The sequence below is a fragment of the Marinigracilibium pacificum genome (genome assembly GCF_012926615.1).
GTDB classification, from domain to species: domain Bacteria; phylum Bacteroidota; class Bacteroidia; order Cytophagales; family Cyclobacteriaceae; genus Mangrovivirga; species Mangrovivirga pacifica.
In genome coordinates this window covers 107866-120803 of record NZ_JABBNU010000015.1, presented here as the reverse complement: position 1 = coordinate 120803, position 12938 = coordinate 107866, and the positions used below count along the sequence as shown (strand labels likewise).

Sequence of the window (12938 nt, the reverse complement as noted above, 5' to 3'; positions counted from 1 at the left end):
AGATGCTTCTGATGAAAATCGTTTTATAGCAATTAAAGATAAGAAGTATGGGTTGATTGATGATAAGGGAGAAGTGTTAGTGCCTTTTGAGTATGCTTGGTTAAAGACTATTTATACAAATAGATATGTTTTTGAAAAGGATAAAAAGAGAGGCATAGTATCTGATAATGGAAATATTGTTTTGACCAATAATTATATTTTGATTATGCCAATTTTTAAAGTAGATGTAAATATTGGTAAAGAAATCCTTAACCTGGTACACGCGATAAAAAATGATACTTTAGATTACTTTATTCCGGGTGAGGATGTTTTTATTGAAAAAAACAATGTGATATCAACCTCAATTTTTATTGAAAGTGTAGGAGAAAAATTAATACCTTATAGCAATGGTGATTTTACAGGTTACATTGATATAAAAGGGAAGAAGTTAATAAATCTGGATTCTTCTTATACGCATTTAAGTTTTTTCTATGAAGAAGTTGCCATTACCCAAAAAATACTGTCAAATCCAACTCAAAATTCCGGTTACCACGAAAAAGCTTACGGGCTGATAAATAAACAGGGGCAGGAAATCGTATCTCCAGTTTATCAATGGATGGGAGCATTTTCTGAAGGTTTGGTTTCTTGTAATCTTAACGATAAATTCGGTGCCATAAATAAAATAGGGGAGGTAATTATTCCATTTGAATATGAATCGGAAATAAACTATGATTCTCATCAATTAGCAATTGCAAGAAAAGGTAGACATTATGGTGTTATTGACAAGAATAATCAACATATTATTCCTTTTGAGTTTAACAAGATTATACCATTTGACGAAGGGAATTATTATTTATGTTATACTGGTGTTAACCAAAGGATATATAACACAGAAGGAAAAATGCTATTAACTCTTAATACTTTGGAGGTGAGTTTAAACACCCAAGTAAAAGTTTCTTATCACCAGTTTTAAATGTTATCATAGATTACATTTGAATACTTAAACTCACCATTTTACTGTTTAATCACTTATATTTGATTTTAACATTTTTAATTAACTATGCGTCATTTACTTTTTCATTACTTCTTATTAATAGTCATATTATGTTCGGGTTGTTCTGTTCTAGAAGCACAATCTAAAAAGGAGAGGAAGGCATTAAAAGTTTGGGTGAAGCAAGATGGGAAGTGGGGTTTGATTAATGGTATGGAGGAGTGGATAGTGGAGCCTCAATATGCCAACTGTCTTTCAGTAACCAATGATATGGCGATAGTTACATATCTGAAAGATTCATTAATAGCCAAGGGTGAAATGCGTCAGCATGTGGTAGTGAATAATAGCGGAAAGGAAATACTAACCTTTGAGGCTATTGAAGCTGAGTTTACAACTAATTTTGATCACATCATTTATAAGACTATCACAGGTGTTGGTGCCATGAATAAGCTTGGTGAGCAATTGGTAAAACCTGAATATGAAAATTTAGAAGAAGATGCTTCTGATGAAAATCGTTTTATAGCAATTAAAGATAAGAAGTATGGGTTGATTGATGATAAGGGAGAGGTGTTAGTGCCTTTTGAGTATGAAAACATAAATACCACTAATTTTAATAGATATATTGCGAGAAATAATTCAAAGTTTGGAGTGATTGACGGTTCAAATAATGTTATAGTTTCGTTTAACTATTCCATGATTTTACCAAATATGGTTATTAACTTTTATAAAAGTAAAGTCTTATACAATGAGGTTTTCGCGGAAATTGGTAATGAATCATTCCTCATTGATTTAGTTGAAGGGGAAAAAATATTAGAGGAAAATAAAGGGTATCCATTAAATATAGTTGGCGATATAAATATATTACCGTATGAATCAGAAGAGGGGTTCAAGTATGTTAATCGAAACAATAAAACAATTCTTAGATTACCACAGAATTTTACTTATATCAGTTTTTTTTCAGAAGATAGAGCGGTATTCGGAATCAAAAAAGATAATGAAAAGTTTTATGGTGTAATCGATAGAAATGGGGAAATAGTCGTAGAACCTAAATATTCTTGGATTGATTCTTTTAAAAATGGAAGAGCAGCTTTCAGATTGGATGGTAAATATGGGTATTTTGATAAGAATGGAGTAGTTAAAATCGATCATATTTACAAACAGGCATTCTACTTTGATCAAAACGGATTAGCAATGGTAATGAGAGATCATAAAATTGGATGCATTGACCAAAAAGGTAAAGTAGTTATTCCTATCATTTTTAATTCTATTGAAGTATTTAATGGGAAGTTTTATTTTTGCTCTGGGCAATCTCCTATTATTGTTAATAGTAAAGGGGAATATATTTTAAAGGATTTTTATGAAGATTTTAGGGTCGATTCTTCTCTTAGGATGATATATCGAAAATTATAAATATTAATGAATACATATTAAAAACCTCAATCTTTAACTATTCCTGTATTAGCTATTAATTAAGTAATAATTTAGTCACATATTAAATAGTTGAGTATGGTAATATTTACAGCTACATATAGGTAGATAACTTTTAAGTTTAATAGCATTTAAACTCTATTAGTGTTTGCCTCTAAAAGTTGCATAACCCATGTTTCTTGCTTTAATATAATCTTTCATCACTTCCTTATTTGCATTGATATATTCCATCATAATTGGTTTCCACCAACTATTTTCTTTTGGATGGTCAATTATCTGTCTGCTGGTATTGATTAAATTATCTATCTTCGAATTCCCTGAGTTTTGACTAGTCATTTTAAAAGAGTTCACATTTAACTCTCCTTGTAATGATGGGTCAACCCCTTGTAAATGCTTTGTGCCAGCTAATACATTAACCTGCTTAGTAGTAAAGCTAGGTGCATTTGCAGCTATTGCTCTATCCATTGCTGTCAAAACAGCTGCGTAAGTTAATTTATTACCGGTAAACGTCGGGTCATTTTGAATAGTGGTAATATGTTGGATGAATTGCATCCTAAGCATAGTAAGCTCCAAATAAATAGATTCTCTTTCTTGAAGGGTTTTTGCATTTTTAATTCTTATAGCCAAATTTTTAAGGTCTTGCGAAGCTTCTTCTAATTCAAAATTTTTCAAAGGTTGTTGAACAGAAACCAGGCCACTATTTGTTACGTTAAGAACTTTATCTAGTTTATTACTAATATATGGGTTAGTTCCAGCAATTTCAGATGATGCGATAAGGTCTTGTTTGCCTTTTAAATATGCTTGAGCATTTGCTGGAGATTGATTAAGAGCAACCAACAAGTCAGCTAATTGATTAATTGATTCAGCAGTCTCATTAATATTTGCTTGCAAGTCGGGTTTCTTTCCGGAAGCATACCCTTGAGAAAGTATTTCCTTTCCCATTGCTAAATTTTCATTAGCATTTTTATTTCGTTGTTCTGTTAAGCCATCCTGGTAACCTACATTCGCTTTTTTGTTGCCCCATACTGCCAGCATTTTTTCTTTGATCATTTTATCAGCTTCTACAGCCAACTTAAAACCTAGCCCAAAGAAAACACTGTTTTTATGGTCTTTGGAAATTTGGGAGTGAGAAGGTCCTCCAATTGCTTTTTCAGGTGTGTTTTCTAGTAGGGCACTTCTTTTAACCGCCTCTTCCATTCTGGCTTTTTGCATATCTTTATCTTCCCCTAGCATTTCCATTGTTGGTTGAACATAATCGTTCAACTCACCCTTATTAGCCTTTATTCGCTGGCTGGATTCCAAAACCTCAATCATACTTGTATTAGCTACATTACTTTCTAACACCAGGGAATCCACTTGATCAGCCAATGGAAGCATGGCGTTTTGGTGAACCAATGAGCTCATTTCATATACTGCATTCTTAACTTCTTCATCATAGTTAGAGTAAAGAAATTCCATCACTCTATTACTGCCTTTCATAATTGTGGAAAACCCGATGTTTTCAGCAAAAGATTTAACAATACCATAACCGAAGCCTAAATGTTTTTTTAATATTTCTTCGTTTTGTTCATCAGATAGGCCTCCATCAACCTGTGAGCTTAAACTTTCCATAAACCTGTTCATTGCTATGACTTCATCCAGGCTAGATGGATATTTCGGTGGTTGCCTCAGCATATGCACCAATTCGTGTCCAACAGATTCTACAGTGTCTAATGATGAAAATGAGCCCGTAACAAGTGCTTTTCGTCTGTCACTGGTTCCTGGTGTTGCTCCAGATACTTCTACTTCCGGACTAAAACTCTGGATTTCTATTTCCCCAATCATATTTTCTAATTCAGGAAACGTACCCTTCATCTCATTATTAAGTATTTCCTCTGCTGCAATTTCTACATAATTAGAATGGGCAAATAGATCTTCTATGGCATGCATAGCTGCTCCAAAATGTAAAAAACCCTCTTCATTTCTTCCTTTCTCAGCTGCTAAAGTCAGTCTATTTTCCACATGTTGGTTTGTACGTCTGATATAACCCATTACTCCAGAACTGTCCACGTCAAAAATCTCCATATCACTACCTGGAATTGCTTTAGCATCGGGGGTAGTAGGAAGTACTTTTGTTTTTTTACTCGCTGGTACGGGAGATGATTTTTCTGGATTAACATAATCTGCAGCTTCCAATTCCGGGCTGATCTTAGGAGCTGAAGTATTATATTCTGAGTCTTTAATTGCTCCTACCGGACTATCCAGGTGTTCTGATAGAATGTAAAAGCCCATTTGTTCGGAGGTTGGTGCCTTACCAAATTTTTGATATGCCACATAGTTAAGCAAGGCATATACAGTATCAGCGCCTAATATATCAATAGCTGCAGGAACAAAGCCCTGGTTAACATCACGCATCCAGTTTCCATAATAAATCATGCTGGCCTCATCTTGAGAAAAGTCTCCATTAGCAGTCAAAGCATTTCGAGAGGCACTTTCATGTAAAGGAGCTTCAAACCTCTGTACTATTGTAGAATTACTATTAGATTGGTTTGAGTTATCAGGGTCTTGAAAATTATTAGCCATTTTAAACTGTACAGCCTTTCTTCCCATTTCATCAGCTTCTATTTCTAAAGTCGGGTTATCATTAATCTGAGTTCCATTTACTTGCGTAGTTGGCTTTACCCTTCCTTGTCTCTGCTGTACTACGTGGGCAAGCTCATGACCGATTAATTCCTGACCAGACTTGCTTGCAGGATTATATTGACCGGGTGCAAAATGGACATCACTTCCCCGTGTAAAAGCTTTTGCTCCAATATTTGTCGCTTCAGAAGAATCCTTATGAACATTTACATCAGAAAAACTAGTTCCAAATGAAGCCTCCATTTTCTGTATTACATTTTCTGATTTAGAAGGATTTCTCCATTGAGAGCCGGGTGCAGGCCCATCATTGTTGAGGCTCAACTCACCACTTTCCAGACGTTGTGCAGTTTTGTTTTTACTATCCTTATCAGTCTGTTGTTGACGTTTCTGATTTTGATCCTCTCTATTAGCGTATTCCATCAAAAAAATGTAAAGGTTGAAGATTTCAAAAATATAAGATTACAGACTGGATTCCAAAAGGGAGTTAGTATTTAATTAGTGAATATCTAAACCCTGAAAACTTATTTATTAATGTATAAATCTTATTATTATTTAAGACTTATTAGCACCTGATGCCTGCGTCTCGCTAATGTTATTATTGATATGGAATCATAATGATTTGAAACAGGATTAACCAGGATTTAGAATACTAACAGGATTAGCTCATGGAGTGTGGAGACACACACCACAACATTAACTGTAGTTACATACTAGTAACCATGAAGTCCTGGCTAGTGTCCTCACTAGCCAGTTGGGTGTTTTAATACCAGGCGCCAGCGTTTCGCTAGTGTTGTATTGGTGTTATACTTAAAAGGTGAACCTCGAGAAGATGATACCTGTCATGACAAACTTGTTTCGTCATTGAAGTTTTGCTTGGTCAGTAAGGATTAACTTTGATTTAGAATCCTAACAGGATTAGCCCATGGTGTGTGGGGACACACACCACATCATTAAATGGAGACACATACTAGTAACCATGACATCCATGCTTGTGTCTTCACTAGTCAACTCTGATGTCCTGGCTTGTGTCCTCACTAGCCAGTTGAAATAGTATTAATACCAACCACAGTGTCGTACACCTGGCGCCAACGTCTCGCTGGTGCTGTTATAATCTGCTCATAATAAATTTTCCAAACAAACTTCCCTTAGTAATCAGTCAAAAAACCATTTATACACCCGGTAAACGTTTACTTTCGTTTACGATCGACTAAAAGCAAAAAAAATAGTGGATTTTTAATTTGATAAGATTACTTTCGCTTTTCAACCAAAACAGGTGTCCTGTAAACTCCCAGTTTTCAGCATGCCTCATTTAATAAAAGATTTATCAACGATGATCAAACGATTATTTCGATTAGGCATGTTATGCCTTTTGCTAACAGTAATTTTAAATTCTTGCCATGAAGAGCAGGTAGGGCCGGATTTAGATAATCTCGAAGATACCTTTGGCAAAAAAATGAAAAACCCATATTCTGTTCAAAATATGAAACAGGCATGGGACAATATAAAACCCGAATTGTCAAAAGCAGGCAGGTACAATGTAGAGGCAGTCACCATTACTACCACTCATTATTATGTGAGATTCTTACCAAAGGATTCTTTGGAATATGAAATATTATTAAAGGACTCATTGCTTGAATTATATTCATATCCGTTGGATTACGAACAAATAATTGAAGGAGAATTTAACTATCATGATCCTTCTATTCCAGCCGATAGGCCAACATACCAATACACTGTTGTATTGGCAGATTATAACTTTCCAAATATTGAATACAAAATTCTTGAAGAGTTATTTATACCTGATGATATTGGCCATACAATAAATGGAAGAGTTGTTTATCCGATTGATGAATGTGTTCAGCCATTTCTCATCAATGAGGCCATGAGAATTGCCCAACATTATTCTGAAATTCAAGATGTTGAAGAATGTGGCGGAGGAGGTTATGTAGCTGGTTCAGGTGTATGTTCTACATGCCCGAGAGGACAAATATTAGTAGAAAATCCTTATAGTGGAAAGATTTATAAAGACGGTAAATTTTATGATGGAGTACCTAAAGTAAAAGCGAGAGCTAGAAAGTGGTTTAAAATTAAAACTGCGTATACAGATGAAAATGGAGAGTTTGTAATCAGGTATGTTTTCGGTGGAAACCGTGAGGTAAATTATGGGATTAAATATTCTAATATTCATGCATTTATAAAACCGACTGGAATAGGGTTTGGACCAGCGTATTTAAATGGACCAAAGCAAAGCGGAAGATGGGAATACAGGTCACATAAAGGAAGCAGATCTTACCTTTGGGGTGCAATTATGCGGGGAGTTTATGATTATCACTATATTTGGGCACCAAAATTCAATATCGGACGACCACCAAATGATCTTAAAATCAGAGCCTGTGCTAATAATGATTGTGGAGTTATGACTATGCTTCATCAGATTTCAGATGTAACAACAGGCCCTATTGGTGGTTGGGTCTTTTCTGATTTAAGAATAGGGTCAAAAGATGATAAGTATAATATCATTTATAAAATAGTAATTCATGAGTTGGGACATGCAGCACATTGGAACTTTGTTGGTGACTGGGTTGTAAGTAGTACCTATAGAATGATGTTTTCTAAAAAAATGGTAAGGGAAGCATGGGCTTCAGGAGTGGCAGACATAGTACACCAGGATAAATTTAAATTTTTACCTGATGTTTATGGAGTTTGCTGGAAGGGGGATGATGGTAATGTTGGACTACAAGGTATGATTAACATGGGATACCCATTGGTATTAGTTAGAGATTTGATAGATGCCAGAAATGAATATGACTCTACACGGCCTGAGTGTGATGTTTATGATGATGTTGAAAATTTTACAATGTCAGAAATATTTTCCTCGCTTAGAGGAGTTAGTTCAAATAAAACTAATACCGCTATGCGCGAGTGGCGGGATAATTTGATTCAAAAACGACCAACACAAAAAGATAACCTTATAAAATATTTTCAGCAATGGGAAAAATAGTAAAGCAAATATTGAGCATTTCTTTTATTTTAATTTCTTGTGATGTACAGCCTCATAATATAAATGAGGTGGAATTTTACTTTTTGAACAAAACCACTTCAGAGCTTCACTATAAAATAAGTTATAATGGAAACGAAAGTCATTATGTGCCATTGGAAATTGATGGTAAAGATTATACAAGTTCAGGAAGTATTTTAGGGACTGATTCGATTGTGTTTATAAAAGTCAATACTCTTGATACTCTAAAATTTATCAATGAGTCGCATGGAGGAGATCTAAGTACCTATAATAATGTTTATGATATTTTTAATTGGGTAAAAAAAGAGCATAATAACTTTTATTATACGATTACCGATGAAGATTTTAAATAAGTGTTTGGTGTGTTTAAGTGTTGTATTGGTATTAATCTCCTGTGATATACCACCACATAATATAGATGAAATTGAATTTTACTTTTTAAATAAAACATCTTCGGATATTCAGTATAAAACCAGTTATGATGGTATTGAGAGTAGGTATATCCATCTGGAAAAAAATGATAATGCCTATGTTGGAGGAGGAGGAATCCTTGATATTGATTCACTAGTTTTTATTAAGGTTAATACACTTGATACAATAAAATATATCAAAGGAGAAGTGGGTTTAACTAACGATGTTTTTAATAGATCAAACTGGAAGAGAAGAGAACATAATAATTTTTATTATACGATTACCGATGAAGATTTTAAATAGGTGTTTGGTGTCTTTAAGTGTTGTATTGGTATTAATCTCCTGTGATATACCACCACATAATATAGATGAAATTGAATTTCACTTTCTAAATAAAACATCTTCAGATATTCAGTATAAAACCAGTTATGATGGTATTGAAAGTCGTTATTTAACAATTGAATTAAATGATGAAGAATACACTGGTGGAGGAGGAATCCTTGATATTGATTCACTAGTTTTTATTAAGGTTAATACACTTGATACAATAAAATATATCAATGGAGAAGTGGGTTTAACTAACGATGTTTTTAATAGATCAAACTGGAAGAGAAGAGAACATAATAATTTTTATTATATGATAACCGATGAAGATTTTATATAAACCCGCTTTAAAGGTTTTTGGATTTTGTTGCTTTTTGTTTTCTTCATGCATCATTGAGCCTCATAATATAGACGAACCTCAATATTTTGTTAGAAATAATACCTCTGAAACTTTGCTATGGGATAGCTATAATTTAGGGATTAATCGATCTATGCCCTTAGAAATTTTAATTGATCAAGATGTCTATGCAGGAATGGGGGGTATTACCACAGTTGATTCTGTGATTTTTGTTAAAAAGCTATCTGGAGATTCATTGATTTATAGGTATCCAACCTATGAAACCTCCTCTTCATGGAATAATCATTTTTTTGAAAGGGTCAATTGGATAGAATCAGAGTCAAATGTATTTTATTTTACACTTACTGATGAAGATTTTAAATAGGTTTTGGTTGTATTTAGGGGTATTATTAGTTTTTACATCTTGTGATGTTCAGCCTCATAATATAAATGAGGTGGAATTTTACTTTTTGAACAAAACCACTTCTGAGCTTCACTATAAAATAAGTTATAATGGAAATGAAAGTCATTAAGTGCCTTTTGAAGTTAACGATAGACATTATACTAGTTCCGGAAGTATTTTAGGGACTGATTCGATTGTGTTTATAAATGTTAATACTTTCGATACTCTAAAATTTATCAATGAGTCGCATGGAGGAGATCTAAGTACCTATAATAATGTTTATGATATTATTAATTGGGTAAAAAAAGAGCATAATAACTTTTATTATACGATTACCGATGAAGATTTTAAATAGGTGTTTGGTGTGTCCGGTATTTCGAATGAAATAGTGTTGCATCAATGACGTCCTGGCTTGTGTCCCCAATAGCAAGTTTATTTTAACACTTGGCGCCAGCGTCTCGCTGGTGCTGTTAATGGTGTGTGGAGGTAAATCAAAACTAAAACTCAAAGCCTTCTTTCTGAGTTTAGTGGTATTCCAGATTATTTGGTTATTTGATATTACCTTTTTTAATTAGCCAGTTAAATTAGTATCGAACTGTTGGTAAGCCTAGTAATCCATCATTACGATTCTTTTGATTTGGATACTAGATCATTAGTGCCTTTGAAAAAGATTTATTGGCCGGTGTAATTAGATATTTAAATATCTTTAACCGAAAAAGAATCAAACCGCCAATGCAAACCCTCTTTATTCCGCTGCCCGATTATCATAAGGTATTCCGTTTCTGGATTTTCGCAATAGTGAGTGTTCGATTCTCTAACGATTGATTTAAAATCTTCTAAATATTCATTGGTTATATCTTCCTTTGGAATTGACTCATTATAATCCTTATAACAAACCAGTACTTTTAGTCTGGCTTTGTAGTGAGTGAGTTTAGACATCTCCCGCCAGCAATCTTTGATGTTGTTTTCATGTTCGAGGATGATTGAATAGCTTGGAGGAAAGAATTCTTCAGAAGAGACTAAGCTGGATATTTCACTAAGGTTTTTATTGGGAGCGAATACTATGTCAATTTTATATTCTTCAGGTCGATGTCGAAGATCAAATTTCTCACAAATATTATTTACTAAATCACTTTCTTTCAAGACGTAATTTGTCCATAATGTGCTGTTGGTATATTTTGATAATAGGCTTTCTTGATTGATAAGGTCTGGATTGAATACTTCTCTCCATGCAGATTCAAATTTTTCTAAGAATTCAGATTTAGTATTACTCATTCATCAATGTTTTTATTCAGTAGCCATTTAATTCCGGATAATGCAATTCTATAATTAAACCTCTTTTCCTCAGTATTGTCAATGAAATGATTTTTTAATTGATCCTTAATTGATTCTGAAGGGTGCTTGTAACTATTAGTTGTACCATAATTGCAGATTGATAACCAGTCCTTTCCTTTTTTTAAATCATTAAATTCATCGTTATTCCAACTATGAATTGAACCATGATGAGGAACTTGAAAAATATCTACCCTTTCCAATTTCAGCAAAAATGCAGAATTGAATTTTATACCATTCTTATTTGGGTTAAATGAAATGTCCCCTGTTAATAAAGTGGCAACGCAACTATTATTTTCTCCCTTTAAATTTCCATTTTGGTAGTCAATTGAAAATCCATCGCTTAAAATGGGTGTAGGTCCATGAAATAATACTAACCCATGACCATTTACATCTTTAAATTTTGTTTTATATATTTTATTGGTATCTGCTCTTTTATTTACGATTATGGATTTTAAATCTTCCAAGGTTAGTGGAGAGTTTTCTTTCCCTAAAAGATTTAACAAATCCTTCTTTAGAAATTGAATTTTTGATTCATCAACTGGCTGGCAATATGTAGTGAACTCCCATATTTTGCCAATGAAAAATTGTAAGTCATTATTGTAAATGTTTTGATCTTCGTCAAAAAAGCTTCCTCTTATATAAAGACCTTCTTCTTCATTGTCGTAGTTAGAATATTCAACATTGAGATTTTCACTACCATTGATTTGTATTATCTCAGTTTCATTATTCAAATTAGAGATAAATGATTCTGGATTTTCTAAAAAGTTTTGATATTCCTCCAAGTCAAAATCACTCTCATCGGTTAAATGGGATTTCTCATCATAATCACCAACTTCACTATACGATAACAAGTTGAATTTTCGGGTTTCTGACTTTATATATGGAATGATTATCCTTTTAATATTGGTCTTTTGGAAAAGCCTTTTTAGTCCTGAAACATGATCAAAATCAAAATGGGAAACAAACAATAGATCGATTACTCTAGGTTCTGGTAACCAGTCAGAAAATAAATCAATTTCATTATTCAGGAATTCCTTCCTGGATGATGTTCCGCAATCATAAACTATTGAATAAAATTGATTTTCTTTTTTTATAGTACCCCCATAAAAAGCTCCTTGACCAACTTTGAAAAATGAAAATTTTGCTGATATATCCATAAATATTTAATTTGTAGTCTTAGATGATTAAATAAAGTGATAAAAGAATATTCCGTTTAATCATTTTATGAGTTTTTAATTTCAATCGCGATCTTTTTTAGGGTTTCATCTTCCCAATAATTTGACCCGCTTAATTGATTAATTGAGAGGAGCTTGAATTCTGAATCTTCTCTTGTATAAATATCGCCTTGATGACGCTTGGTATTTCCTTGTAATTGGATGCTCCTTGAATATTTACAATTGAAATATTCTTCAATGGTTTTCTTACCTACATAGGCTTTGGCTGTAAATAATACCTTTTTGAAGCTTTTAAAAAAGTCTGTTTGAAAAAGTGCCTTTCGGTATTCAAGATTTCCTGCAGACTTTAAGGTTTTTTTTGAAGGTTTATAATTTAACTCTGTTATAAAGCAATTATTAAACATTGAATCATTAATATCTGTAGAGTTTAATAATTCAGAATGAGTATTGAAATCACCAGAATATGAAGAAATTATCTTAGAATAAAGTCTCCATGTATGACCAGAACTAAGACCTTTATTATGATATATTCGTGGGTTTCTTGGATCAAATTCTCCTATATTAACACCTGTTGAAATGATGTTTTTCCATTGAGTGAGGTTGTTTATGCTTTCATGCAAAAGGAGTTCAGGGTTCTTTTCTGGATTAAAAGCTTTTTCTTTTCCAATAATTAATAAATCCGAATTTGGATTGCCATAACCTATAAACAAAGGATTGCTAATATTTATGGCAGATTCTTTATTGTTTTTTATTAGATCGCTCTGCTCAAAAAATAATTTGTTCCTCGATTCTAGATTCCCTTCCTTTAAAACACTTTTTATAATGTTTTTAACTTCCCCATTGATATCAGATGAGTTATCAATATAGTTGAGATATTGTTCTTCTAGTGTTTCAATAAAATTTGTGTTCATAATTTA

At 33.0% G+C, this 12938-nt stretch carries 12 protein-coding genes; 8 read left to right on the top strand and 4 right to left on the bottom strand.

The window, feature by feature from the left end:
* On the top strand, positions 1–952 hold a 952-nt coding region (locus HH304_RS20310), incomplete at its 5' end, for a WG repeat-containing protein (protein ID WP_169685126.1).
* An 87-nt stretch (positions 953–1039) separates the two neighbouring features.
* A complete protein-coding gene (locus HH304_RS20305) occupies positions 1040–2380 on the top strand; it encodes a WG repeat-containing protein (RefSeq protein WP_169685125.1) in 1341 nt (446 codons plus the stop codon).
* 159 nt (positions 2381–2539) lie between these two features.
* Here the strand turns inward: HH304_RS20305 and HH304_RS20300 are convergent, their stop codons facing one another.
* The gene (locus HH304_RS20300) at positions 2540–5437 is read right to left on the bottom strand and encodes an eCIS core domain-containing protein (RefSeq protein ID WP_169685124.1); all 2898 of its coding nucleotides are present in this window, start codon (positions 5435–5437) and stop codon (positions 2540–2542) included.
* Positions 5438–6347: 910 nt separating this feature from the next.
* Here HH304_RS20300 and HH304_RS20295 point away from each other — a divergent pair.
* The 6 genes from HH304_RS20295 (at position 6348) to HH304_RS20270 (ending at position 9866) form a co-directional block, all read left to right on the top strand.
* On the top strand, positions 6348–8018 hold the full coding sequence (locus HH304_RS20295; RefSeq protein WP_271711714.1) for a hypothetical protein: 1671 nt from the start codon (positions 6348–6350) through the stop codon (positions 8016–8018).
* Positions 8006–8389 (top strand): hypothetical protein, encoded by a 384-nt coding sequence (locus HH304_RS20290; RefSeq protein ID WP_169685122.1) that lies wholly within the window; start codon positions 8006–8008, stop codon positions 8387–8389. Before HH304_RS20295 ends, HH304_RS20290 begins: the two co-directional genes overlap by 13 nt.
* A complete protein-coding gene (locus HH304_RS20285) occupies positions 8373–8750 on the top strand; it encodes a hypothetical protein (protein WP_169685121.1) in 378 nt (125 codons plus the stop codon). Before HH304_RS20290 ends, HH304_RS20285 begins: the two co-directional genes overlap by 17 nt.
* Positions 8734–9111 (top strand): hypothetical protein, encoded by a 378-nt coding sequence (locus HH304_RS20280; protein ID WP_169685120.1) that lies wholly within the window; start codon positions 8734–8736, stop codon positions 9109–9111. The genes HH304_RS20285 and HH304_RS20280 overlap by 17 nt, the downstream gene beginning before the upstream one ends.
* A complete protein-coding gene (locus HH304_RS20275; RefSeq protein WP_169685119.1) occupies positions 9095–9493 on the top strand; it encodes a hypothetical protein in 399 nt (132 codons plus the stop codon). Before HH304_RS20280 ends, HH304_RS20275 begins: the two co-directional genes overlap by 17 nt.
* 148 nt (positions 9494–9641) lie before the next feature.
* Positions 9642–9866: a hypothetical protein gene (locus HH304_RS20270; protein WP_169685118.1), complete on the top strand. Its 225-nt coding sequence runs from the start codon at positions 9642–9644 to the stop codon at positions 9864–9866.
* Positions 9867–10207: 341 nt separating this feature from the next.
* On the opposite strand, the gene HH304_RS20265 is transcribed toward HH304_RS20270, so the two are convergent.
* The 3 genes from HH304_RS20265 to HH304_RS20255 all read right to left on the bottom strand — a co-directional run bounded on the left by HH304_RS20265 (position 10208) and on the right by HH304_RS20255 (position 12932).
* Positions 10208–10786, bottom strand: coding sequence for a hypothetical protein (locus HH304_RS20265; RefSeq protein WP_169685117.1), 579 nt, complete (start codon positions 10784–10786; stop codon positions 10208–10210).
* Positions 10783–12003: an MBL fold metallo-hydrolase gene (locus HH304_RS20260; RefSeq protein ID WP_169685116.1), complete on the bottom strand. Its 1221-nt coding sequence runs from the start codon at positions 12001–12003 to the stop codon at positions 10783–10785. The genes HH304_RS20265 and HH304_RS20260 overlap by 4 nt, the downstream gene beginning before the upstream one ends.
* A 65-nt stretch (positions 12004–12068) precedes the next feature.
* Positions 12069–12932 (bottom strand): hypothetical protein, encoded by an 864-nt coding sequence (locus HH304_RS20255; protein WP_169685115.1) that lies wholly within the window; start codon positions 12930–12932, stop codon positions 12069–12071.
* Positions 12933–12938: the final 6 nt, after the last annotated feature.

Bases quoted from the DNA above. Each gene is read 5' to 3' on its own strand.
- HH304_RS20275 (WP_169685119.1), top strand. From the start codon at position 9,095: ATGAAGATTTTATATAAACCCGCTTTAAAGGTTTTTGGATTTTGTTGC.
- HH304_RS20260 (WP_169685116.1), bottom strand. From the start codon at position 12,003: ATGGATATATCAGCAAAATTTTCATTTTTCAAAGTTGGTCAAGGAGCT.
- HH304_RS20305 (WP_169685125.1), top strand. From the start codon at position 1,040: ATGCGTCATTTACTTTTTCATTACTTCTTATTAATAGTCATATTATGT.
- HH304_RS20265 (WP_169685117.1), bottom strand. From the start codon at position 10,786: ATGAGTAATACTAAATCTGAATTCTTAGAAAAATTTGAATCTGCATGG.
- HH304_RS20285 (WP_169685121.1), top strand. From the start codon at position 8,373: ATGAAGATTTTAAATAAGTGTTTGGTGTGTTTAAGTGTTGTATTGGTA.
- HH304_RS20255 (WP_169685115.1), bottom strand. From the start codon at position 12,932: ATGAACACAAATTTTATTGAAACACTAGAAGAACAATATCTCAACTAT.
- HH304_RS20280 (WP_169685120.1), top strand. From the start codon at position 8,734: ATGAAGATTTTAAATAGGTGTTTGGTGTCTTTAAGTGTTGTATTGGTA.
- HH304_RS20290 (WP_169685122.1), top strand. From the start codon at position 8,006: ATGGGAAAAATAGTAAAGCAAATATTGAGCATTTCTTTTATTTTAATT.
- HH304_RS20295 (WP_271711714.1), top strand. From the start codon at position 6,348: ATGATCAAACGATTATTTCGATTAGGCATGTTATGCCTTTTGCTAACA.
- HH304_RS20300 (WP_169685124.1), bottom strand. From the start codon at position 5,437: ATGGAATACGCTAATAGAGAGGATCAAAATCAGAAACGTCAACAACAG.